Genomic DNA, 22,527 nt, shown 5'->3' on the forward strand with positions numbered 1-22,527 from the left:
GGCGGAGGCAGAGGACGACGATCTGCTACGCTTGTTCGGCACGGCGAGGCCCGGACCGTCGAGGCCCGAAGGTGGCTCTCGCAGCAGCTTGGAGCCGAGGAGATCGCCATGGAAATTCATGAATTGGAGGGCTTCGACGAGGTTGTCCGCAAGCTCCTGGCCACCCTCCCTCCCGAGCGGGTGCTGTCGGCGTACGCCCCGGAGCAGCGCATGGCCGGGCTGCCGCCCGAGCAGCGCATGGCCGGGCTGCCGCCCGAGCAGCGCATGGCCGGGCTGCCGCCCGAGCAGCGCGTGGCGGGGCTGCCGCCCGAGCAGGTGTTGCTGGCGTTGCCGGACGAAGTGCTCCACGCCCTGTCCGACTCCTACCTCGACACGCTCTCGGCGGAGACGCGCGCCGCCATCCGCGCGCGCATCGGACGGTAGGGCGGCAGCTCGGCTGACCGCGCGCGCAGGCGCACACTGGGAGAGTCTCGGCTCTCGCGCGGTGAGCCCTCGCCGGGCATTCGCTGCGTCCGGGTAGACTCCGGACCGATGCTCCTCCCGCCGAGAACGACAGGCCTCGCCGCGCCCGTGGGCACCCTGCGCCCGTGGCCCTCCGTGCTGGCGACGTGGGGCCCTGGAGAGCGGAGCACGCTGCACGCCCACCATTGCTGGCACCTCGTGCTGGCGCTCGACGGGGAGCTCCAGATCCAGACGGCCGACAGGGGCGCGTTTCAGCCGGGAGGCGCCGTCCTCACGGCCCCGCACACCGCGCACGCGATCGACGCGTCGGGCGCCCGTGTGCTCATCGTGTTCATCGAGCCGGAGAGCGACGTCGGCGATGGGCTCACCCAGGCGCTCGGGGCGTCGCCCATCGAGGTCATGGGCAGCGAGATGGCGGATCGGCTGCGGTCGCGCATCGCCGATCGCGGAGAGGCCGGGCTCTCGGCGGCGCTGCCCGGCGTGTTCGAGGCGCTGGGGATCGCGGTCCCGCCCTCCTCGCCGAGGCCGAGGCACCCCGGGGTCCAGCGGGTGCTGCGCCACCTGCGGGCGAGCGCCGGAGACGCGGACACGTCGCTCGAAGCCCTGGCCGGCATCGCGCGGCTCTCGCCGGGGCGGTTCATGCACGCCTTCACGGAGAGCGTCGGCGTGCCGCTGCGCCCATACCTCCTGTGGCTCAAGCTGGAGCGCGCCGGGGAGGCGATCGCCGGCGGCGCGGCGCTCTCGGAGGCCGCCAGCGCGGCCGGCTTCGCGGACGCGGCGCACATGACCCGGACCTTCCGCCGGATGTTCGGGGTGAGCCCCTCCGATCTGAGACGCCGTAGCCAGCTCGTTCAAGACGGGTGAGGAGCGGGTCGCCACCTTGAGGGCATGGCACCTCTCCTCGTTCTCTCGATCTCGTTCGCGCTGTTCGTTGTCCTCGGGCGCCTCGGCGTCAGGCACCTCGGGAGCTGGGTGACGTGCTTGCGGTACGCCCTCGCGGCCATGTTCCTGCTGACCGGATCGGCCCACTTCGGGAGCCGGCGCGCCGAGCTCGCGGCAATGGTGCCGCCGGCGCTGCCCTACCCCGAGCTCCTCGTGGCCGCGACGGGGGTCCTGGAGATCGCAGGCGCGGCGGCGCTCCTGGTTCCGCGGCTCGCGCCGTGGGCGGCTGCGGGGCTGACGGTGCTGCTCGTGGCGATGTTCCCTGCGAACGTGTATGCGGCGCGCGCGGGGCTCAGCCTGGGCGGCAGCCCGGTGACGCCGCTCGGGCCGCGAACGGTGATGCAGATCGTGTTCGTCGGCGCGACGGTCGCCGTGGCGATCGGCGCTCGTGGCGGGGAGCGGACGAAGCGTGAACGATCTCGGGGTGCGCTGCGCGGCGCGCCAGGCGCTGCCAATCGAGGCGACCGCACCAGCGGGGTGATGGGTTAGCTCAGGTCGTCTCCCAGTCCTCCAGGCGGAGCTTCGTAACGCGGGAGAACTCGGAGATGTTGTGCGTCACCAACGTGAGATCGTGTGCGAGCGCGATCGCGGCGATGAGCAGGTCGTTGGCTCCGATGGCCTGTCCGCGTCCCTCGAGATCAGCTCGAATCACGGCGTACCTCTCTGCGGCTACGTCGTCGAACGAGAGCGATCTGTAGCGAGCGAAGAAGGTTCGCTGAACGGCGAGGTTCCGTTCGCGCCGCGCGCTTCGCTCCGACCCGTAGAACATCTCCGCCTTGACGACGCTGCACACGCAGATGTCTTCATCGGGTGTGTCGGTCAGGCGATCGATGAGCGCCTGCGACCGTTGGTTGAGGAATCGGATGCAGGTGTTGCTGTCGAGGAGGTACTTCATTCGATCGGCAGCCGGGTCTCGAGGAGCGGCTGTACGGGACGCGCGATGGGATCATCGGACAAGGCGCCGGCCAGCGCCTCGAGCTCGGCCCGCTTCTTCTCCAGCGCCTCCGGCGCGATTTGGGGGGCATCGATCTCCTGCCAGACGAGCACGACCTCGACTCGACGGTGAGGGGCGCCGACCTCCAGGTCAACGCGCACTGTGCCTTGCTCGTCGCTCTCGTACAGCTTGCGAACCGTGTTCATCCAGGGTGCTCCTCCGGAACGAGCGGATAGGGTGATCTTTCTAGCACGTGGAGCCGGCGATGAGGCAGCAGGCTCAACGCGGCCGCTACCGTCGCTTCTCCTCGCGCCGGGTTTGACGTTCGGATCGCTGGGACCGGCGCTGCCGCGGATCGAAGGGGGACGCGGAGACGCTCTGCCGCTCGCGTCAACGAGGAGGTCGTCTGTTAGACTTCCGCCGTGGCGAGAGACCTCATCGACTTCGGCATCGAGCGCAGCCGCCACGAGCACTTCTTCGGTCGTGAGGACGTCCTCTCGGCCATCGATCGCCACCTCGACGGCGCGGGCGCGGCGGGCCGCTGGGTGCTCGTCACGGGCACGCCCGGCATGGGCAAGAGCGCGATCCTGTCGCGATGGCTAGACGCAGAGGAGCAGCGCGGCCACAGGGCGCCGCACCACTTCCTGCGGCGCGACGTCATGGACTGGGATCGCCCCGAGGCGGTCGCGCGCTCCCTCTCGGCGCAGATCGAGGCGTTCTACCCGGCGCAGAGGGACCCCGACGCGCAGCCCGAGAGCCGGCTCATCGAGCTCCTGGCGAAGGTCTCCAAGCACGAGCTCGTCCCCCGAGGCGAGCGCCTGGTGCTCGTCGTCGACGGCCTCGACGAGGCGCGGAGCGACGGCGCCGGGCAGAACCCGCTGCCGGGCTTCCTACCGTACGCGCTGCCGCCGCGCGTGCACGCGCTCTGCGCCTCCCGCCCGCAGTACCCGCACCTCGGGTGGCTGGAGAGCCGCGGCAACGTGCGGCGCATCGATCTCGACGCGCCCGCGTGGGCGGGCTCGAACTCGACGCGCCCGCGTGGGCGGGCTCGAACGAACGGGCCTGCCGCGCGTTCTGGGCCGACCAGGCGCCGCGGTTCACGCCGCGGCTCGACCCGAGGCTCGTCGAGGAGGCGATCGCGCGGGCGGAGGGGAACCTGCTCTATGCGGTGAAGCTCAGGGAATGGCTCGAGGAGCAGCCTGTCGAGCAACGACGCGTGGAGCGCCTGCCCCGCGGGCTGAGCGGCTTCCTGGAGCAGATCTGGCAGCAGCTCCGGAGTCTGCCGCGTGAGCAATTCGGGCTCGTCGCGAACGGGCTCGGGCTGATCTGCGCGGCGCGGGAGGCGCTGCCGCTCGAGGAGATCGAGGCAGCGTGGGGGTGGAGCGACGTGGAGGCCTGGGAGGACTTCCTGCGCACAGCGCGGGCGCTGCTCCTGGAGGAGCCGGCGTCGTGGCGTGGCGCGCGGGCGTACCGGCCGTATCACGAGGCGTTTCGCGCCTTTGTCGCGGAGAAGCTCGGGGCGAAGCGCATGGCCGAGCTGCATCGGCGGCTCCTGGAGACGACGGCGCGGTGGCCGGTGGCCGAGGGGGAGAGCGAACTCCGGAGGCGCTATGCTGCACGCCACGCGATCGCACATGCGCTTGCGGCGAGCGAGCGGGCGAAGGTGCGGGGGCTCTGCCGGGACCTCGGGTTGCTGGAGGCGCTCTGCCGCGAGGATGGGTCGGCTGCGCTCGAGGATACGCTGAGCCTCGGCGCGAAGGAGCTCGGGGACGGCGAGGTCGACCTGCTGCACCGGGCGGTGCGGGCCGAGTCGCACTGGCTCCGCGAGGCGCCGGAGGCGCTGCCGGAGCTGGTCTACAACCGGCTGCGCTCGGCCGGATGGGAGGCGGAGCGAATCGCGCGCACGCTGCGGTTCCCGCGCGGCCTGCCGAAGATCCGGCTGCGGCATCCGGTACGGATGTGGACCGGAGGGGAGCGCACGCTGTACGGCCACTCCGGTCGGGTCAATGCCTGCGCACTCAGCCCCGATGGCCAGCGCCTGGATACAGTGCGCGGAGGCAGTCCATTCATCAGCGTGGCTGTATCGCAACAGCTCCTCTGCGCCGGCGACGCAAACGGCAATATCTGGCATCTCTACTTCATGGCCTCGGCACCTCGCGAGAAAGGTCTGCCAACGACGAAGCCCATCCGCCTCTTCTTCAGTTACTCCCACAGGGATGAGGCCCTCCGCGACGAGCTGGAGAACCATCTCGCGCTCCTCAAGCGCGAGGACCTCCTCCAGACCTGGCACGACCGCCGCATCGGCGCCGGTGACGAGTGGTCTGGCCAGATCGACAGGAACCTTGACGAAGCCGAGGTGTTCCTCCTCCTCGTCAGCGCCGACTTCCTCGCCTCCGACTACTGCTTCGACAAGGAGATGAAGCGCGCCCTCGAGCGGCACGACGCCGGCCAGGCCCGCGTCATCTCGGTCATCCTTCGGGAGACCGACTGGCATGGCGCGCCCTTCACCAGGCTCCAGGCGCTGCCCAGGGATGGTAGACCGGTCACCAGCTGGCAGAACCGCGACGAGGCCTGGACCGACGTGGTGAAAGGCATCCAGCACGCGATCGAGGCGCTTCGACGACGCGCCGAGTAGCTTCCCGGGACGTTCGTCTGGTGCACACCGCGCGGCCGCTCGATGCAGCGACGCCGTGAACGACGCTCGAAACGAGGCGGACCGAGATACGATGGGCGCACCGACGCCCTTCAAGGAGCACGCGATGTCCGACGCGATCACGACGACGCAGGCTGAGCCGATCGACGACGAACGGTACCCGGCCTTCCTCGAAGCCATCCGCGCCCGCTTCGGCGAGGTGACCGCCGGCGGCGCGCGCCTCTTCACCACGGACGCCGCCGGCCTCTTCGACGCGTTCCTCGACGGGCTTCGCGCGGATCGGCGCCAGCACTACACATGCAGCGCGTGCCGCCGCTTCGTCGAGCGCTTCGGCGGGCTGGTGAAGGTCGCGCCCGATGGGACCGCAACGTCAATCGCGTGGGCCCCCGATGCAGCGCCGCCGTTCTTCCGGACGTCCGTCGAGGCCATGGCGCTCCTCGTCGCGCGCGCGAAGGTGACCGGCGTCTTCCTCTCCGACGAGCGCACGTGGGGGATGCCGAGCAACAAGAGCCAGAAGCCGCCCTTCTCCTGGAAGCACATGGCCGTCGCGCCCGGGCGGGAGCTCGTCTTCAAGCCGTCCGCCGTGCAGACCACCTCGCAGGTCGTGGCCGAGAAGCTCCAGGACTACGGCACCCTCTGCCGAGGGCTCGCCGAGTTCCCGCTCGAGGTCGTGAGGCAGGCGCACACCCTCCTGACCACCGGGAACCTCTACCGCTCGGAGAAGTGCATCGGCGTGGCCAAGTGGCTGCTCGACCTGCATGAGGCGCGCGCGGCGACGAAGAACCCCGTCGCCCGCGACAACCTCACATGGCTCGCCGCGGCGACCGCGCCGGCCGGGTTCTGCCACGTGCGCAGCGGCATGATCGGCACCCTCCTGGAGGATATCCAGGCCGGGCTCGGCTTCGCCGACATCAAGGCGAAGTTCGACGCCAAGATGCACCCGCTCCTCTACCAGCGCCCCCAGGCGGCGCCGAGCGCCGGCAACATCGCGCAGGCCGAGGCCATCGTGCAAAAGCTCGGCTCGGCCGGCGCGCTGGAACGCCGGTTCGCCAGGCTGGAAGACATCCAGGCGCTGTGGAAGCCGAAGGCGGGTGCGCCCCAGGAGCGGGGCGGCGGCGTCTTCGGCCACCTGAAGGCCAAGATCACCACGGCCGCAGCGTCCGTGGAGCAGCCGCCGGTCATCATGACCTGGGAGAAGTTCCAGCGGACCGTGCTCGCGGACGCGGAGCGCATCGAGTTCTTCGTGCCCGAGCAGAACGCGTCGTACGCAGCGCTGGTGACGGCCGCGAACCCTGATTCGCCGCCCATCCTCCAGTGGGATCGCGAAGAGAAGCGGAACCAGGTGAGCTGGTACATGTACGTCAAGGGCTCGCCGGCGAGCGCGTGGAACCTGAAGGCGGGGCAGTTCCAGGACGTCACGGCGATCGCGCTGCAGCCGACGATGTGGGACGGCCCGGACAAGTACCCGCACCAGGGCCAGTCGGTCTTCTTCCTCCTCGACGGCGCGCGAGACGTGAACCACGAGCGCAGCGGCGGCTTCTTTCCGGAAGACCTGCGAAGCGAGTACCACGGCATCCGCGCCACCATGGAGGCGTACGCGAAGAACGCGACCATCGCGGGAGCCAAGGAGGCGTCAGCCTGCGGCATCAAGCTCCAGAAGAGCGCCGGCAAGTGGGATTACCTCTTCCGCGTCACCACGAAGAACGGGCGGGTTACCTACAAGCTCGACCGCTGGGACTGAGGCTCGGGGACCGGGACATCCGCGCGAATCCCTCCCTCGAGACGCTCTCGGCGAAGGCGCGCGCCACCGTCCGCGCGCGCATCGGACGGTAGGGGCCGCAGATCGGGGATCCTGCGGGCGCCGCGCCATCCGCGGACGGGTGCCGGGAGCGCGGACACGCCGCTCGAAGCCCTGGTCCGCATCGCGCGGCGCTCGCCGGGCGGGGCATGCGCGCTGTTAGACTGGCGCCGTGGCGAGAGACCTCATCGACTTCGGCATCGAGCGCAGCCGCCACGAGCACTTCTTCGGTCGTGAGGACGTCCTCTCGGCCATCGATCGCCACCTCGACGGCGCGGGCGTCTCGGGCCGCTGGGTGCTCGTCACGGGCGGGCCCGGCATGGGCAAGAGCGCGATCCTCTCGCGATGGCTCGACGTGCAGGAGCAGCGCGGCCACAGGGCGCCGCACCACTTCCTCCGGCGCGACGTCATGGACTGGGATCGCCCCGAGGCGGTCGCGCGCTCCCTCTCGGCGCAGATCGAGGCGCTCTTCCCGGCGCAGAGGGACCCTGAGGCGCGGCCGGAGAGCCGGCTGATCGAGCTCCTGGCGAAGGTCTCCAAGCACGAACTCGCCCCCCGAGGCGAGCGCCTGGTGCTCGTCGTGGATGGCCTCGACGAGGCGCGGAGCGACGGTGCCGGACAGAACCCGCTGCCGAGCTTCCTGCCGTATGCGCTGCCGCCGCGCGTGCACGCGCTCTGCGCCTCGCGCCCGCAGTACCCGCACCTCGCGTGGCTGGAGAGCCGCGGGAACGTCCGGCGCCTCGATCTCGACGCGCCCGCGTGGGCGGGATCGAACGAGCAGGCCTGCCGCGCGTTCTGGGGCGATCAGGCGCCGCGGTTCACGCCTCCGCTCGACCCGAGGCTCGTCGAGGAAGCGGTCGCGCGGGCGGAGGGGAACCTCCTCTATGCGGTGAAGCTCAGGGAATGGCTCGAAGAACAGCCGGTCGAGCTGCGGCGCGTGGAGCGCCTGCCTCGCGGACTGAGCGGGTTCCTAGAGCAGATCTGGCAACAGCTTCGGAGCCTGCCGGGCGAGCAGTTCGGGCTGGTCGCGAGCGGGCTCGGGCTGGTGTGCGCAGCGCGCGAGGCGGTGCCGATCGAGGAGATCGATGCGGCGGGGGGCTGGAAGAACGTGGAGACCGGGGAGGACTTCCTTCGCGCCGCGCGGACGCTGCTCCTGGAAGAGCCGGCGTCGTGGCGCGGCGCGCGGGCGTACCGGCCGTACCACGAGGCGTTTCGCGCCTTCGTCGCGGAGAAGCTCGGGCCGAAGCGCATGGCCGAACTGCACCGGCGGCTGCTGGAGACGACGGCGCGGTGGCCGACGGGAACGAGGGAGAGCGATTTCCGGAAGCGGTATGCTGCGCGCCATGCGCTCGCACACGCGCTCGCGGCGGGCGAGCGGGAGAAGATGCGGGGCCTGTGTCGGGATCTCGGGCTGCTGGAGGCGCTCTGTCGCGAAGATGGGCCTTCGGCGCTCGAGGATGCGCTGCGCCTGAGCGCGAAGGAGCTCGGAGATGGCGAGATCGACCTGCTCTATCGGGCGGTGCGGGCCGAGTCGCACTGGCTCCGCGAAGCACAGGAGGCGCTGCCGGAGCTGGTCTACAACCGGCTGCGCTCGGCCGGGTGGGAGGCGGAACAAATTGCGCGGACAGTGCAGTTCCCGCGTAGCCTGCCGAAGATCCGGCTGCGGCATCCGGTACGGATGTGGACTGGAGAGGAGCGCACACTGCACGGCCACTCCGGTCGGGTCAATGCCTGCGCGATCAGCCCCGACGGCCAGCGCATCGTCTCGGCCTCCGACGACAGCACGCTCAAGGCATGGGACCTTGCGACCGGGAAGCTCCTCTCCACCCTCGAAGGCCACGTCTGGTCGGTCAACGCATGCGCGATCAGCCCGGATGGCGAGCGCATCGTCTCGGCCTCCAACGACAGAACGCTCAAGGTATGGGACCTCGCGACCGGGAAGCTCCTCTCCACCCTCGTAGGCCACTTCTGGTCGGTCAATGCATGCGCGATCGGCCCGGATGGCCAGCGCATCGTCTCGGCCTCCAACGACAGGACGCTCAAGGTATGGGACCTCGCGACCGGGAAGCTCCTCTCCACCCTCGAAGGCCACTCCGGTCGGGTCAAGGCGTGCGCGATCAGCCCCGATGGCCAGCGCATCGTCTCCGCCTCCGACGACAAAACGCTCAAGGTATGGGACCTGGCGACCGGGAAGCTCCTCTCCACCCTCGAAGGCCACGTCTGGTCGGTCAATGCATGCGCGATCAGCCCCGATGGCCAGCGCATCGTCTCCGCCTCCGACGACAGGACGCTCAAGGTATGGGACCTCGGGACCGGGAAGCTCCTCTCCACCCTCGAAGGCCATGTTTGGTCGGTCAATGCATGCGCGATCAGCCCAGATGGCCAGCGTATCGTCTCGGCCTCCAACGACAAAACGCTCAAGGTATGGGACCTCGGGACCGGGAAGCTCCTCTCCACCCTCGAAGGCCATTCCGATTCTGTCAAATCGTGCGTGATCAGCCCAGATGGCCAGCGCATCGCCTCCGCGTCCAACGACAAAACACTCAAGGCATGGGACCTCGCGACCGGGCAGAGCCTCTCCACCCTCGTAGGCCACGCCTATGTGGTCAAGTCCTGCGCGATCAGCCCAGATGGCCAGCGCATCGTCTCAGCCTCCAACGACAAAACACTCAAGGTGTGGGACCTCGCGACCGGGCAGAGCCTCTACACCCTCGAAGGCCATTCCGATTCTGTCAATGTCTGCGCGATTAGCCCGGATGGCCAGCACATCGTCTCGGCCTCCTACGACAAGACGCTCAAGGTATGGGGCCTCGCGACCGGGCAGCTCCTCTCCACCCTCGAAGGCCACTCCCATTGGATCAATGCCTGCGCGATCAGTCCGGATGGCCAGCGCATCGTCTCGGCCGCCGACGACAGCACGCTCAAGGTATGGGACCTCGCGACCGGGCAGCTCCGCTCCACCCTCGAAGGCCACTCCAATTCTGTCAATGCCTGCGCATTCAGCCCCGATGGCCAGCGCATCGTCTCGGCCTCACGGGACAGGACGCTCAAGGTCTGGGACGTTGCAACCGGACAGCTCCTCTTGACCCTCGAAGGCCACTCCAAATCGGTCAATGCCTGTGTCATCAGCCCCGATGGCCAGCACATCGTCTCGGCTTCCTACGATAGGACGCTCAAGGTGTGGGGGCAGCACCTCTCCACCCTCGAAGGTCACTCCGATGGGGTCAATGCCTGCGCATTCAGCCCCGATGGCCAGCGCATCGTCTCGGCCTCCAGTGATAGGACGCTCAGGGTGTGGTACCTCGCGACCGGGCAGCTGCTCGCCACCCTCGAAGGCCACTCCGATGGGGTCAATGTATGCGCGTTCAGCCCCGATGGCCAGCGTATCGTGTCGGCCTCCAACGACAGGACACTCAAAATATGGAGAGCTTCTACAGGGGAATGCCTGGAGACAGTGCGCGGATCCTGCTCATTCGTCAGCATGGCTGTTTCGCATGAGCTTCTCTGTGCGGGAGACGCAAACGGCAACCTCTGGCATCTCTATTTCACAACTCCGGCACCAGCTGACCCCGTGAAGAAGGCCATCCGCCTCTTCTTCAGCTATTCCCACGAGGACGAGCCTCTTCGCGACGAGCTGGAGAACCACCTCGCCCTTCTCAAACGCGAGGGTCTCCTCGAGAGCTGGCATGATCGCCGCATCATCGGCGGCGAGGCGTGGGCTGGCCAGATCGACGAGCACCTCGACGAGGCCGACGTGATCCTTCTCCTCGTCAGCGCGAACTTCCTCGACTCGGATTACTGCTTCAACAACGAGATGAAGCGCGCCCTCGCACGCCACGACGCCGGGAAGGCCAGCGTCATCCCGGTCATCCTTCGGCCGACCGACTGGCAAAGCGCGTCATTTGCCAGATTCCAGGTGCTACCCAGGGATGCCAGACCGGTCACCAGCTGGCCGGATCGCCATGAAGCCTGGACCGACGTGGCGAGGGGCATCCGGCGCGCGGTTGAAGCGCTCCGAGGGAAATCCGGGTAGCTCCCAAGGCCAGGTCCCCGGGTGCACCCCTGGCCTTGTCGCGACATGCTGCGTGCCCTGCCGACCAGCCCCCGGCCATGTCTCGACATCCTCGCCTGCCCTGCCGACCAGTCCCCCGCCCATATCGCGATATGCCCGCCTGCCCTGCCGACCAGCCGCCGGGCCATCTCCGACATGCCGACCTGCCCCGCCGACCAGCCGCCGGGCCATCTCCGACATACCGACCTGCCCCGCCGACCAGGCCCCAGGCCATATCCGACATCCTCGCCTGCCCTGCCGACCAGCCCCCGGCCATGGCTCGTCACCGCCCTCGCTCCCCCTCACCGGTACGGCCCGCCCCGCCCCTCCCCCCGCATCTGCCGCGCGAGCGCCAGCATGGGCCGCAACACCTCCCGCGCCGCCGCCGGATCCGCGAGCGGCGCCCCGATCACCACCGCGATCGCGCCCGGCGCCACCGCGACCCCCTCCTCCGCATCCGCAACCCCACCGAGGCGCGCCGCCTGCTCCAGGATCGCCGCTGCGATCCCCTGCTCCGCCGCGTTCCTCGGCCGGGCCGCGCCCTCGATCGGCGGATCCAGCCGCAACGAGACCCGCGTCCTCGCAGGAACGGCCCCCTTGAACAGCGTCTCCAGCTCGAACCGCGCCCCTTCGAGCGTCCCCGAGAGCCGCATCGAACCGACCCGGAGCGCCCCGTCGCTCTCCTCCGCGAAGCGGCGCCACGCGGGCAGCCACGCCGCCATCGCCGCCGGCGGCGGCAGCGCCGCGCCGGCCTCCGCGAGCGCCTGCGCGAGCGCGTTGACCTGCGCCAGGAACGCGTCGAGCGCGTGCTCGTCCGACGCCTCCGCGGCGCTCCACACCCACGCCTCCCTGTCGTCCACGTCGGCCCGATGGAAAGCACGCAGCGCACGCCGGAGCGCAGGCCCGAGCACGGCCAGCACCTGCGCCTCCTCCCGTCCCGCCGCCCGGAAGCGCCGATCGAATCCCTCGTCCCCCGTCTCCAGCCCATCGAGCTCCAGCACGCGCCGCCACTGCACGTCGAGGCGCAACCCCCAGGGCTCCGCGAACCGCACCGTCGCGCCCAGGCCGGCCCTCAACCCCTTCACGGCAGAGGCCACCTCGACGGTGCACCCCGCGCGCACGCCGCGGAGCCGCAGCCCCCGTTCCAGCGAGAGCCCCGCCCGCCGCCCCGCGCGCGCCCAGACCGCGCGCCAGCGATCCGCGCCGATCCGGGGCCGCTTTCCGTCGCGCCCGGTCCGCGGCTCGAACAGGCCGACGATCACCGGCACGCGGTGCCGCACCAGCTCCCCGCCCGCCAGGTGCTCGATCGTCACCTCCAGCGCGTACTCCAGGGCAACCTCGCGGAGGCGGAAGGACGGCGCGAGATCGCCCGGCAGAGAGATGCGGAAAGGCACCTCCGTTCCCTCGGCGATCCCTGTGACATCCTGGAAGAACACGTTCGGGCAGCTCTCGTACGAACCGCTGCGCGCGTTCACCTGCTCCACCCCATTGCCGACCAGCGCGACGCGGAGCCCGAAGGGGTAGCGCCCCGGGAGACCCCCGAAGGCGACGGCCCCGGTCACGATCGCGCCCGGGGTGAGGGTCCGGCCCGGCAGCGACACCTCGACGAACGCGCCGCGCCCCCGGTGGCTCGCGTCGATGAACGGCTCGTCCTCCGGCCGCCGAGCGGACCTGGGCCGGACGAGGACCTCCTGGCTCTCCCGCGCGTCGAGCCACCACGGAATGGAGACGTGCGCGCGGACCTCGCACCGGCACGCCTGGAAGGCGCCGGCGAACGTCGGCGGGAGATCACCAGGCAGCGCGAACGAGACCCGGTAGCGGTGAATCCCCTCGCCGAGCCGCCCCTCCCCGGCCACCTCCTCGCTGAGGAGGAGCAGATCGCGAACCTCGAAGGTCCCCTCGACCGGAACCAGCCGCTCGTGCGTGTGCCGCAGGGCCACGCGCACGAAGTTGATGGGCGTCTTCGCGGCGCTCTCGAGCGAGAGCCCGACGTCGAACGTCTCGCCCGGATGAACGACCCTGGGGAGGCGCAGCGTGATGAAAGGGCGGCTCCTCATCGCCGCCTCCCAGTGTAAACGACCTGGCCGACCGCCCTCCGACGGGGCGTAGCACCGCCCGCTCGCTCGCGGTCAGGAGGTCGCGCCGCCCGCTCGCTAGCGGTAGGATCGACCGGAGGACGACGGCGCAGGCCACCCCGGCGGCGCAGCGGCCGGCGCGCGGACCGCGCAGCGCGCCTCGCCAGGAGCGACGAGCGCGCTCGGCTACTCCGCCGCCTCGCCCAGCCACGCCCGCGCGAGCTCGAGCGTGCGCGCGTTGTCCACGGCCCGCTCCAGGAAGTGCGCCCGGAACGCGCCGTCGCTGATCTTCTCGGCGCGCGCGAGCAGGCGATCGCGCGCCTCGGCGATCGCCTGCGCGGCGTCGGCGCGACGCCCGCAGACCGACAGCGCCTCGGCGTAGACCAGGCGCACCACCGACTCGCCCTCCTCCACGCCCACCTCCTCGAGCAGCGCGCGCGCACGCTCGGCGGCGGCGAGCGCGTCGCCAGGGCTGCCGAGGTGGAGCAGCGCGCGCCCGAGCACCGCGACGGCGTAGGCGCGCATCGGCGGGGCCCGCTCGAGGATCGCGTCCGCGGCCCGCGCCTCGCGCGCCGCCGCCTCGGGATCGCCCGCGAGGAGCAGGATGCTCGCGAGGTAGACGCGCGCGCAGCCCTCCATCCGCACGTCGCCGTGGCGCTCCAGCATCGCGCACGCGGTCTCCTCGACCGACCTCGCCTCGTCGAGCCGGCCGCGGTAGGAGAGCACCAGGCCGAGGTTCTGGAGGACGTACGCCGTGGTGCCGCGCAGCTCCATGCGCTCCGACTCGGCGAGCGCCTGGCGCAGCGCCGCCTCGGCCTCCTCGAGCTGACCCACCTGGCCGTACGAGTAGCCGAGGTTCATGCGCGCCATGCACGCCCGCCGCACGTCGCCGGCCTGCTCGAACGCCGCGAGCGCCGCCGCGATGCCCGCGAGGCTCGCGCCGGGGTCGCCGCCCGCGTGCGCGCGGATCGCGCGCGCCTCGTGGAGGTTCGCCACGGCCTCGAGATCCGGCGCCGGGGCGCCCTCGATCGCGCGCTCCGCGCCCTCGAGCAGCGCGTCGGCCAGCGCATAGCGGCCCCCGAAGATCAGCATGAGCGCGGCGGAGCTCAGGCAGGCGCTCTTGGCGGAGCTCCCGTCCTCGAGGGGCGCAGGCGTGTCGCGCGCGACGGCGGCCCAGCGCTCGACGCGCTCGAGGCCGCCCGTGGCGCCCGCGGCGATGATGATCCGGGTCAGCGCGGCGAACCAGGCGGCGGATCCCTCCGCGAGGTGCTCCGCGGAGGCCGCGGCGCGCTCCTCGGCGAGCGCGAGATCGCCGCGCCAGAAGTGCGCCTGGCTCTCGAGCAGGCGGAGCTCGCCCACGGTGACGGGCGCCGGATCACACGCGACGCCGCGCGCCGCGCGCGCCAGCACCGCGCCGAGGTCGTTGCCCCGCAGCGCCTGCCGCGCCGCCGCGAGGTACGCCGTGGCCGCGCGCGCGGGCTCGCCGCCGCGCTCGAAGTGCTCGGCGAGCGCCATGGGATCGGCCTCGCCGCGCTGCGCGAGGAAGCCGCCCGCGAGCGCGTGGCCGAGCCGCCGATCGCCCTCGGTCAGCATGCCGTAGGCGGCCTCGCGGATGAGCGCGTGGCGGAACCGGAGCGCGGCGTCGCCGGCCGCGCTCCGCGGCCCGATCCGCACGATCGCCTCGTGCCGCACGAGCTCGTCGACCTCGCGCGCGACCTCCGATCGGCCCACGAGCGCGGCGACCCCCGCCTCGGAGAACGCCTCGCCGAAGACGCTCGCGGCGCGCAGCACGCGGCGCACCTCCGGGTCGAGCGCGTCGAGCCCGGCCTGCACCATCGCGAGCACCGTCTCCGGCGGCGCCGCGGTCCGGCCGCGGGCGGCGGCGCGGATCTGCTCCTCCAGGTAGAACACGTTGCCGTCGGCGCGCTCCACGAGCGTCCTCACGAGCTCCGCGCTCGCCCGGGCGCCGAGCGCCTCCCGCACGAGCCGCTCTCCGCCCGACGGCGCGAGCGGAGAGAGGCGGACCTCCCGGACGAGGTGAGGCCCCCAGAGCCCCGGGAAGAGCTCGTGCACGCCGGGCCGCGCCAGCGCGAGCACCGCGAACCGCCTGCCCTTCAGGTTGCGCAGCGCGGCCTCGACCAGCGTCACGGTCGGCAGGTCGCCCCAGTGCAGGTCGTCGAGGACGAGGAGCACCGGCTGCGCGGCGCACTCGGCGTCGAGGAAATCCTCCCACGCGAGGCGCAGCTGGTCGCTCATCAGGAGCGGGTGCCGCCGCGCCGCCCTGAGCTGCACGTCGTCGTCGTCCGGGAACGGCGCGCCCGCGAGCTCGCCGAGGAACGGCGCGACGCGCGCGGCCGCCGCGGCGCCGCAGCGGCGCTCGACGCGCGCGCGGATCTTGCGCCGCTTCGACTCGATCGGCTCGCCGTCGCGCAGGCCGAGCCCGCGGCGGAGCGCGCGCTGGAGCAGGCCGAAGGCGGAGCCGGCGCTCATCGGGTCCGCCTGGCCGAGCCACACCGCGAGGGGCTCGCTGCGCGACCGGAGCGCGCGGACGAGCTCGTAGCAGAGGCGCGATTTGCCCGACCCCACCGCGCCCGTCACCAGCACCGCGCCCGGGGCCGCCCCGCGGAAGCAGGCGTCGATCTCGGCCTCGATCAGCCCGAGCTCGCGCTCGCGCCCGACGTAGGGCGCCGGCCGGCCGAGGAGCGAGGGCTGCGTCTCGGGCTCCTCGCGCGCGCCGTGGAGCCAGCACCCCGACGCGTCCCGGGTGGCGTCGAACCGCGCGCCGAGCAGGCCTGCGGTCGTGTCGTCGATGCGGATCGCCGCCGGATGGAGGGGCTCGCGGCTGCCCTGCACGAGCTGCACGAGGCGATCGATCACCGCGCCGACCGGCAGCCGCGCGGCGACCTCGGCCCGGCCGATGACGAGCGAGAGGCGGGCGCCGCCGAGCAGCTCCCTGAGCGAGAGGGCGCAGCGGGCCGCCTGCGCCGCGAGGTCGGTGGGCGCGGCCGATCCCGAGAGCGTCACGAGCAGCCACCGCGCCTCCAGGAGCTCGATCCGGCCGCGGTGGCGCTCGACGATCTCGCGGATCGCCCGCGCCCTCGCCTCGTCCTCGACGTCGGAGAGCGTCGCCTCCGCGTCGGCCTGGCCCTCCCGGGCGAGCAGGAGGCACATGACCTTCCGTTCGCTGGTCGTGATCTCGCGGCCGCGCTGCGCCGGCGGGTGGGACGACGGGGGTTGAAGCGACGGCGGACCCGCGTCGAGGCGTGAATCCAGCGCCTCCGAGGCGAGCGCCGCCGCGACGACGCCCGCGTCGCGCGGCCGGGACTCCCGCGCCTTCGACAGCATCCGCGCGACGAGCCGATCGAGCCAGGCCGGGACGTCGTCGCGGAGCTCCCTGAGCCGCGGCGGCTCCTCGAGGAGGACCTTCATGAGGACCGAGAGCGGGTCGCTGCCGCCGAACGCGGCGCGCCCGGTGAGGCACTCGAAGAGCACGCTGCCGAGCGCGAACACGTCGGCGCGCGCGTCGATCTGCGGCTCGCCGCGGGCCTGCTCCGGGGCCATGTACTGGGGCGTGCCGCGGATGTCGCCGAGCGTCGGGAACTCCTCCTCATCATCCCCGGAGAAGCGCGCGACGCCGAAGTCGATGAGCCGGACGCGCTGGAGGTCGCCGCCCTCGAGGATGAGGTTGCCCGGCTTCACGTCGCAGTGCACGAACCCCAGCTGGTGGACGGCGGCGAGCGTCTCGGCGATGCGCGCGGCGAGCGTGAGGCCCTCGGCGAGCGTGAGCGGGCCGCGATCGAGCCGCTCCGAGAGGGTCTCGCCATCGAGCCACTCCATCGCGAGGTAGAGCCGGCCCCCGCCCGTCGCTCCGTGCGCGACGTAACGGGCGACGCCGGGGATCGCGAGCGTCGCGAGGGCGAGATGCTCGCGCGCGAGGGCGCTCAGCGACGCGGTCGCGGCTGTCTGGAGGAGCTTGAGGGCGACGAGCTCGCCGGACCGGAGGTCGCGCGCGCGGTACACGCGCGCCGTCGCGCCCGAGGCGGCGTGCTCCTCGATCTCGAACCGGTCGTCGACGACCTCTCCTGCCTGCATCGAGCTGACGCGCTCCTGGCGGGCGCTCTGCCGCTATCGCACAGCGTGCCAGCGGCGCGCGCCGTCCGTCCACTGTCACTTCGCTCGACGCCGCGCGGCGTGCGCGCCGGCTCACCGCGGCCGATCCCCTGGCCGAGCCACCTCCCAGGGACGCATGTCGCGGCGCAGGCGCTCGCATCGGCGCGGCGCACACGCTGGCGCACCGGCGCGCCTCGCCGGCTCACCTACCTGTCGCGCTGCGCGCCCGCGTCACGGGGCGCTTTGCCTGCGTCCGCGTCGTCTGCGCGCCGCCGCAGCACGACGTAGCGGAGGTGCGGGAGGCCGCTCACCGCCACGGGAGCGAACGCGTCGCCAGCGCCGGGCAGGCGCGCGACGCGCTGCTCCACCCCGCGCGCGAACCGCGACGCGGGCCACGGCGACGCGGGCGCCTCGCCCTCGGCGAGCAGCAGCACCAGCGCGTCCACCCGGCGCGCGTCGAGCAGCGCCCCGGGGATCCGCTTCGTTGTGTGCCCGCCGGGCAGCGCCGCGATCGCCGGATCCGTGACGCCCGCGAGATCGACGAGGGTCGCGCCCGTCGCCGCCCCGAGCCAGCCGATGTCGAGCGCCGCGACGACCTCCGCCCCGGCGAGCGCGCCGCGGAGCTCCTCGACGACGCGCAGCCGGTCGCTGCCCACCCGCGCGGCGGTCGGCCCGACCCGGACCATCACGAAGAGCTCCCCCGCGAGCGCGAGCGCGAGCCGGAGCGCCGTGGCGCGCGCGTGGGCCACCGAGGCGACGTGGGCCGCCGCGAGCACCACGGCGGGCAGCGCCGGGACGACGAGCCGCGACAGCGGCATCCAGTCGCCGCCCGCCGCCGCGATCGCGAGGAAGTGCACCGCGACCGCCGCGAGCAGCCCGCGCGGCCACGCGGGGAGCGCGCGCCACGCGGCCGGCGCGATCAGCGCCGCAGGCCCGGTCAGGAGGAAACACGCGAGCGCGTACCGGGCCCCGAGCGCCGCGTCCGGCGCCTTCGCCAGCGCGGCGAGCGGCGCGGCCCGCCCGAAGATCGAGAGGCGCGCCAGGGCCACGGCGACGAAGGGGAGGCCCGCGAGCGCGAGCGCGGCGAGCGCTCGCGCCCACGCGGGGCGCGGCGGCGCGCCCCCCGCGGCGTCGCGGCGCGGAGCCGCCTGGGCCGAGAGCGCGACGACGAGCGCGAACGGCAGGAGCTCCGGCCGGAGCGCCGCCGCGGCCCCCGCGCAGGCCGCGCCGGCGAGCGCGCGGCCGAGCGCCGGCAGCGCGACGGCGAGCGCCCCGAGCGCCGCGACGACGCCCGTCTCCATGCCCGCCACGCTCCAGGCGGCGAGCGGCGCCGACGCCGGCACGAGCGCGAGCGCCGCGAACCGGATGGGACGAGCGGACGCGCGATCGATCGCGAGCGCCAGGACGCCGGCGGCGAGCGTCCACGCGAGGGCGCCGAGCGCCTTCGCGGCCGCGAGCGCGGCGAGCGGCCCGCCGGCCGCGAACGGCGCCAGCACGAACGCCCACCCGAGCGGCGTCACGCCGTCGGTCACCGGCCCGGCCGCGTTGAAGCGGTAGCCCAGCCCCCGGGCGAGGTGGTGCGCATAACGCGCCGTGATCAGGGCGTCGTCGACCGTGAACCCCGAGAGCGCGAGCGCCGGGAGCAGCGCCGAGAGCGCGCCGGCGAGCGCAACGAGCAGCGAACGCTCCCGCCCCGTCACGCCGTCCGTGCGTCCGCGCGGCACTCCGATGGACACGAGGCGCTGACGCCCGCGCTGCACCGGAGCCCGCGCCGCTCCGCGCGTTCTCCATCGAGGACGCACCGGCAGCAGAGCAAGCGCTCAGGGTGTACGGCGATCAGCACGCAGCGATCCTGTGACAGGCGCACGAAGGACGCAATTGCGCTCGTCTGCTCGCAATCGTGCGAGCAGGCGAGATGCGAGACGCGACCACGCGGGCACGTGCGCGCGAACGTCGCGAACACCTGGGCTCGCCGCGGCGCGCACGCCTCGGACAACGGCGGCGCCGCTGCGCCTCGTGGCAGCCATGCGCCCTCGTGGACGGTATAGTTCCCCGCATGGCACTTCCCGCCGCGCTCCTGGCCGCCGTCGAGCGGCATTCGTGTTTTACCGGCTGCTATCGCAGCGAATCGGAAGTCCAGGTCTGCATCGATCCGGCGCAGGCGCTCGTGCCGACGGTGCCTGTCTGTTGCAGCGATTGCCTGAACTTCCACCCGGCGGCGCTCGTGAGCCTCTTGCCCCTCGGCATGACGTCGTACGCGCTCGCGAACGCGCTGACGACACACGTGCGCTCGCTGCGCGGGTACAAGTGGGCGACCGGCGGCTACCACACCGCGGGCACCGGCTTCTGGCTCAACGCCGCCTACTACGGCAATGGCCTCTTCCTGGTCGACGCCGCGCGCAACCGCAACGCGAGGACGGACGTCGACATGCTGATCGAGGCCTTCCAGCACGGGATCGTCCAGCCGGAGGACCCGCGCATGCTCGATCCGGCGCTCTACACGATCGAGCTCGCGTACATCAACATGTCGCGGCCCATCCTGCCGGTCCGCAGCAAGCACGATCTCCTGACGTCGCCGCAGCGCAGCGCCACGCCGAGGCAGGGGTTCTCGCGCGTGTCGATCGTGGAGTTCCAGCCGCTCGCCGTCGCGGGGACGTCCCCTTCCGCGCAGCCGGCGAAGCCGGCGCCGCAGCCCCGCGAGCTCAAGCTCGGCGATACGTGCCCGACGTGCGGCGCCGCCGTGATGGAGCGACCGCTGTTCTCGGGCACGTTCGTGGGCTGCCTCTGCTGAGGGCGCGCCGCGGGCCACGCCGGCGACCGGCTCACGGCGACGGCGGCGTGGTCGCGCGCCACGCGGTCTCTCCGGTCGCCGGATCGATCGCGCGCAGCGCGGCGCCGCTCACCGCGGCGCCGCTGATGACGTAGACGTAGGGGCCGGACGCCTTCGCCGCCGTGAGCCGGTCGCCGAGGTAGGCCGCGGCGCGCTCGTACCGCGCGGCCCCGGACACCGGATCGAGGGAGATGATCCGCGGCTCGGTGCCGTTCACCACGTCGACGCCGACGACGACGGCGGCGCCGCCGCTCGCGACGAGGAACAGGTCGGGCCGCCCGCCGGAGAGCGGCGCGCGCGCGGCGAGCTCCTTCTTCCAGAGCGGCTCGCTGCCCCGCCGCCCCTCGGCGGTGAGCCGCGGCGGGCCCCCGGCCGGCGCGGTGAGCACGACCTCCACGCCGCCGGCCTGGACCACCTGGGGGTTCTTCTTGCGCTCCCAGAAGTGCCCCGTGATCGCCGACGGCTGCGGCGCCGTCGGGCAGTCGGCCGCCCCGCCCCCTTCGAGCTTGATCCCGGTCGCCGTGCCGTCCTTCATCACCACGGTCGCGCAGCCGTCGCCCCCCGCGATCTCGTCGGGGACCCCGGGGAGGTTCGCCACCCAGCGCTCCTTGCCGGTGCGGGCGTCGAGCGCGCGCAGCGCGGCGTCGCCCCCGCCCGCGAGCACCATGTTCGGGTCCGCGCAGGCGAGCGCGTCCGGCTCCTCGATCTCCTGCGAGGCCCAGATCCCCTGCCCGCTGCGCCCGTCGACGGCCACCACGCGCCCGCGGGTCTTGCCGTCCTGCCACAGCACCGGGTCGGGCGCGTCGTCGCCGTTCGCGTCCACGAAGCAGAGGGCGTCGAGCTGCGTGGAGAGCGGGCGCGCGCGCGGCGCGGGCTCCTGCGGCGGGTCGACGCGCGCGAAGAACATCACCGCGAAGCCGATCCCGACCGCGGCCATCGCCGCGGCGAGGAGCACCTTCGTCGCCCGCGATGGCCCCGGCGCGGGCGCGGGCGCGCCCCGCGGCGCAGCCGCGCCTGCGACGCCGGGGGCATCTGCGCCGCAGCGCGGGCATGCGATCCCATCACGACTTGCCTCCAGCGAGGCACCACAGCTCCAGCAGGGCCGCATCCGGACAGTCTATCGCCGCCGGGTGCCCGTGATCGAGAGCGACCGTGCGCGGCCCGCCGGACCGGGGACTCGCCTCCGCTACTTCGCCCAGAGCACCGAGAGATCGATCTCGATGGCCTCGAAGGGCACGACCCGGACCCGCGCCGCGTCGCGGTGGACGGGGCCGGGCTCCCAGCCCCTGTCCGCGGCGAGCGAGAAGACCTCGAGGGTGCGCCGGATTGGATCGACGAGCCACGCGTGGAGCACGCCTTCGCGCGCATAGAGGGGCATCTTCTCCGTGCGATCGACGTCCTCGGTCGACGGGCTCAGGACCTCGCAGATCCAGTCCGGAGCGAGCGGGAAGAAGGCCGTCTCGGGCAGCTCGGGCATGCGCTCGATCCGCCAGCCGGCGAGGTCGGGCACGAGCACGTCGAACTCACCAGGCGTGCGCGGGTCGGGGAGGTGCAGCTCAGGCTCGACCAGGATGGTCCAGCCGCCGGGCCCGCCTTCGCCCAGGTCGAAGGGGCCGGACAGCTTCCCCCCGAGCCGGGACGCGGCTCGCGCATGCCGCGGCGCCGGGCGGGGGAACACGTGCAGGGTGCCGCGGACGAGCTCCGCCACCTTGTTCGACGGGACGGCTTCGAGGTCGGCGTACGTGGCGCGGGGCTGCTTCCCGGCGGGCTGACCCATGACCGGAGCCTGCCTGGACGCCCAGGGAGAGGCAAGGGTGTGTGGCGCGCCGAACCTGAACGCTCGCGCGTCGGCGCGCGCCTGCCCCTCCCCGGCGCGCGTCGGCGCGCGCCTGCCCCTCCCCGCTACGGCTTCGGTATCCTCAACGTGCCGCTGACCATGGCGCTGCCGCTCACGACATAGACCAGGCTGAGCGGGTGGAACGCCCAGGGGCCGAGCGCGATGGACCCGAGCCAGAGCTGCTCGTGCACGCGCTCCTTGGCAAACAGCACCCCGAAGAGCAGCACGATGAGCAGGCTCGTGGGGATCGGCGTCCCCTCGTAGTAGCGCACCTTTCCTCGCTCGTCCGACAGCTCGGCCGCCGTCACGTTGTACCGCGCGAGGCGGCTGATCCCGCAGGCGACGAAGTAGACGAGGGCGGCGGCGTCCCACGGCCCGCGCAGGCCGAGCGCGTAGCCGAGCACCGCGGGCGCGACGCCGAACGAGACCACGTCGGCGAGGGAGTCGAGATCGGCCCCGAGCGGCGAGTGCTTGCGACGCCAGCGCGCGATCGTGCCGTCGAGGACGTCGCACGCCAGCGCGAACGGCAGGAGCCCGAACGCCACCCAGATATAGATGCGCTCGCGCTCGGCCACGTAGTTCAGGCAAAGCAGGATGCTCAGCGTGCCGCTCGCCGCGTTCGCCAGCGTGACGAAGTCGGCGAGCGCGAACGACCGGAGCATCGAGAAATGGGGCGGTCTCTCGGCAGGCATGGCGCTCGGGGTGCGCAGTGTCGCACGTCCGGTTCGATTGCCAACCATTCTGCGCGGCGCGCGTCGCCGTTCTCGGGGCGTCCTCGCGTCGCAGGGCGCCTCGGGCCGCGGCGCGCCCGGCGCCGGCGCCGTCTAGCCAGGTG

At 72.7% G+C, this 22,527-nt stretch carries 16 protein-coding genes; 8 read left to right on the top strand and 8 right to left on the bottom strand.

Annotated elements, in window-relative coordinates:
• The first annotated feature begins 108 nt into the window (after window positions 1-108).
• The 3 genes from WMF12_RS19350 (at window position 109) to WMF12_RS19360 (ending at window position 1,893) form a co-directional block, all read left to right on the top strand.
• Window positions 109-423: a hypothetical protein gene (locus tag WMF12_RS19350; RefSeq protein ID WP_437873029.1), complete on the top strand. Its 315-nt coding sequence runs from the start codon at window positions 109-111 to the stop codon at window positions 421-423.
• Between the two features lie 108 nt (window positions 424-531).
• Entirely contained in the window at window positions 532-1,326 is a 795-nt protein-coding gene (locus WMF12_RS19355) for a helix-turn-helix domain-containing protein (protein ID WP_437873030.1), read from the top strand.
• Window positions 1,327-1,350: 24 nt separating this feature from the next.
• The gene (locus WMF12_RS19360) at window positions 1,351-1,893 is read left to right on the top strand and encodes a DoxX family protein (RefSeq protein WP_437873031.1); all 543 of its coding nucleotides are present in this window, start codon (window positions 1,351-1,353) and stop codon (window positions 1,891-1,893) included.
• A gap of 1 nt (window position 1,894) precedes the next feature.
• Here WMF12_RS19360 and vapC read toward each other — a convergent pair whose 3' ends face one another.
• Both vapC and WMF12_RS19370 read right to left on the bottom strand, forming a co-directional pair.
• Window positions 1,895-2,299 (bottom strand): type II toxin-antitoxin system tRNA(fMet)-specific endonuclease VapC, encoded by a 405-nt coding sequence (gene vapC, locus WMF12_RS19365; protein WP_437873032.1) that lies wholly within the window; start codon window positions 2,297-2,299, stop codon window positions 1,895-1,897.
• On the bottom strand, window positions 2,296-2,544 hold the full coding sequence (locus tag WMF12_RS19370) for a hypothetical protein (RefSeq protein WP_437873033.1): 249 nt from the start codon (window positions 2,542-2,544) through the stop codon (window positions 2,296-2,298). Before WMF12_RS19370 ends, vapC begins: the two co-directional genes overlap by 4 nt.
• Window positions 2,545-2,760: 216 nt before the next feature.
• On the opposite strand from WMF12_RS19370, the gene WMF12_RS19375 reads away from it, so the two are divergent.
• The 4 genes from WMF12_RS19375 to WMF12_RS19390 all read left to right on the top strand — a co-directional run bounded on the left by WMF12_RS19375 (window position 2,761) and on the right by WMF12_RS19390 (window position 10,822).
• Entirely contained in the window at window positions 2,761-3,510 is a 750-nt protein-coding gene (locus WMF12_RS19375; RefSeq protein WP_437873034.1) for an ATP-binding protein, read from the top strand.
• Between the two features lie 968 nt (window positions 3,511-4,478).
• The gene (locus WMF12_RS19380) at window positions 4,479-4,973 is read left to right on the top strand and encodes a toll/interleukin-1 receptor domain-containing protein (RefSeq protein ID WP_437873872.1); all 495 of its coding nucleotides are present in this window, start codon (window positions 4,479-4,481) and stop codon (window positions 4,971-4,973) included.
• Window positions 4,974-5,097: 124 nt separating this feature from the next.
• A complete protein-coding gene (locus WMF12_RS19385) occupies window positions 5,098-6,732 on the top strand; it encodes a hypothetical protein (RefSeq protein ID WP_437873035.1) in 1,635 nt (544 codons plus the stop codon).
• A 229-nt stretch (window positions 6,733-6,961) separates the two neighbouring features.
• The gene (locus WMF12_RS19390) at window positions 6,962-10,822 is read left to right on the top strand and encodes a TIR domain-containing protein (RefSeq protein WP_437873036.1); all 3,861 of its coding nucleotides are present in this window, start codon (window positions 6,962-6,964) and stop codon (window positions 10,820-10,822) included.
• Window positions 10,823-11,142: 320 nt separating this feature from the next.
• On the opposite strand, the gene WMF12_RS19395 is transcribed toward WMF12_RS19390, so the two are convergent.
• From WMF12_RS19395 to WMF12_RS19405, 3 genes are all read right to left on the bottom strand, one after another.
• Entirely contained in the window at window positions 11,143-12,897 is a 1,755-nt protein-coding gene (locus WMF12_RS19395) for a hypothetical protein (RefSeq protein ID WP_437873037.1), read from the bottom strand.
• Between the two features lie 204 nt (window positions 12,898-13,101).
• Window positions 13,102-17,007: a serine/threonine-protein kinase gene (locus tag WMF12_RS19400; RefSeq protein WP_437873038.1), complete on the bottom strand. Its 3,906-nt coding sequence runs from the start codon at window positions 17,005-17,007 to the stop codon at window positions 13,102-13,104.
• Window positions 17,008-17,231: 224 nt separating this feature from the next.
• A complete protein-coding gene (locus tag WMF12_RS19405) occupies window positions 17,232-18,761 on the bottom strand; it encodes a hypothetical protein (protein ID WP_437873039.1) in 1,530 nt (509 codons plus the stop codon).
• A 320-nt stretch (window positions 18,762-19,081) separates the two neighbouring features.
• Here WMF12_RS19405 and WMF12_RS19410 point away from each other — a divergent pair, with 320 nt between their 5' ends.
• A complete protein-coding gene (locus WMF12_RS19410; protein ID WP_437873040.1) occupies window positions 19,082-19,816 on the top strand; it encodes a hypothetical protein in 735 nt (244 codons plus the stop codon).
• 31 nt (window positions 19,817-19,847) lie between these two features.
• Here the strand turns inward: WMF12_RS19410 and WMF12_RS19415 are convergent, their stop codons facing one another.
• The 3 genes from WMF12_RS19415 to WMF12_RS19425 all read right to left on the bottom strand — a co-directional run bounded on the left by WMF12_RS19415 (window position 19,848) and on the right by WMF12_RS19425 (window position 22,384).
• Window positions 19,848-20,810: an outer membrane protein assembly factor BamB family protein gene (locus WMF12_RS19415; RefSeq protein ID WP_437873041.1), complete on the bottom strand. Its 963-nt coding sequence runs from the start codon at window positions 20,808-20,810 to the stop codon at window positions 19,848-19,850.
• Window positions 20,811-21,041: 231 nt separating this feature from the next.
• The gene (locus tag WMF12_RS19420; protein WP_437873042.1) at window positions 21,042-21,632 is read right to left on the bottom strand and encodes a Uma2 family endonuclease; all 591 of its coding nucleotides are present in this window, start codon (window positions 21,630-21,632) and stop codon (window positions 21,042-21,044) included.
• 125 nt (window positions 21,633-21,757) lie between these two features.
• The gene (locus WMF12_RS19425) at window positions 21,758-22,384 is read right to left on the bottom strand and encodes a CDP-alcohol phosphatidyltransferase family protein (RefSeq protein WP_044965217.1); all 627 of its coding nucleotides are present in this window, start codon (window positions 22,382-22,384) and stop codon (window positions 21,758-21,760) included.
• Between the last annotated feature and the right edge of the window lie 143 nt (window positions 22,385-22,527).

The organism is Sorangium sp. So ce363 (assembly GCF_051520435.1).
GTDB lineage: Bacteria > Myxococcota_A > Polyangia > Polyangiales > Polyangiaceae > Sorangium > Sorangium cellulosum_B.

What these genes read in the sequence shown, in the direction of transcription:
- WMF12_RS19385 (WP_437873035.1), top strand. Translation starts at nt 5,098, where the DNA reads ATGTCCGACGCGATCACGACGACGCAGGCTGAGCCGATCGACGACGAA.
- WMF12_RS19395 (WP_437873037.1), bottom strand. Translation starts at nt 12,897, where the DNA reads ATGAGGAGCCGCCCTTTCATCACGCTGCGCCTCCCCAGGGTCGTTCAT.
- vapC (WP_437873032.1), bottom strand. Translation starts at nt 2,299, where the DNA reads ATGAAGTACCTCCTCGACAGCAACACCTGCATCCGATTCCTCAACCAA.
- WMF12_RS19370 (WP_437873033.1), bottom strand. Translation starts at nt 2,544, where the DNA reads ATGAACACGGTTCGCAAGCTGTACGAGAGCGACGAGCAAGGCACAGTG.
- WMF12_RS19380 (WP_437873872.1), top strand. Translation starts at nt 4,479, where the DNA reads ATGGCCTCGGCACCTCGCGAGAAAGGTCTGCCAACGACGAAGCCCATC.
- WMF12_RS19420 (WP_437873042.1), bottom strand. Translation starts at nt 21,632, where the DNA reads ATGGGTCAGCCCGCCGGGAAGCAGCCCCGCGCCACGTACGCCGACCTC.
- WMF12_RS19425 (WP_044965217.1), bottom strand. Translation starts at nt 22,384, where the DNA reads ATGCCTGCCGAGAGACCGCCCCATTTCTCGATGCTCCGGTCGTTCGCG.
- WMF12_RS19350 (WP_437873029.1), top strand. Translation starts at nt 109, where the DNA reads ATGGAAATTCATGAATTGGAGGGCTTCGACGAGGTTGTCCGCAAGCTC.
- WMF12_RS19360 (WP_437873031.1), top strand. Translation starts at nt 1,351, where the DNA reads ATGGCACCTCTCCTCGTTCTCTCGATCTCGTTCGCGCTGTTCGTTGTC.
- WMF12_RS19400 (WP_437873038.1), bottom strand. Translation starts at nt 17,007, where the DNA reads ATGCAGGCAGGAGAGGTCGTCGACGACCGGTTCGAGATCGAGGAGCAC.
- WMF12_RS19355 (WP_437873030.1), top strand. Translation starts at nt 532, where the DNA reads ATGCTCCTCCCGCCGAGAACGACAGGCCTCGCCGCGCCCGTGGGCACC.
- WMF12_RS19410 (WP_437873040.1), top strand. Translation starts at nt 19,082, where the DNA reads ATGGCACTTCCCGCCGCGCTCCTGGCCGCCGTCGAGCGGCATTCGTGT.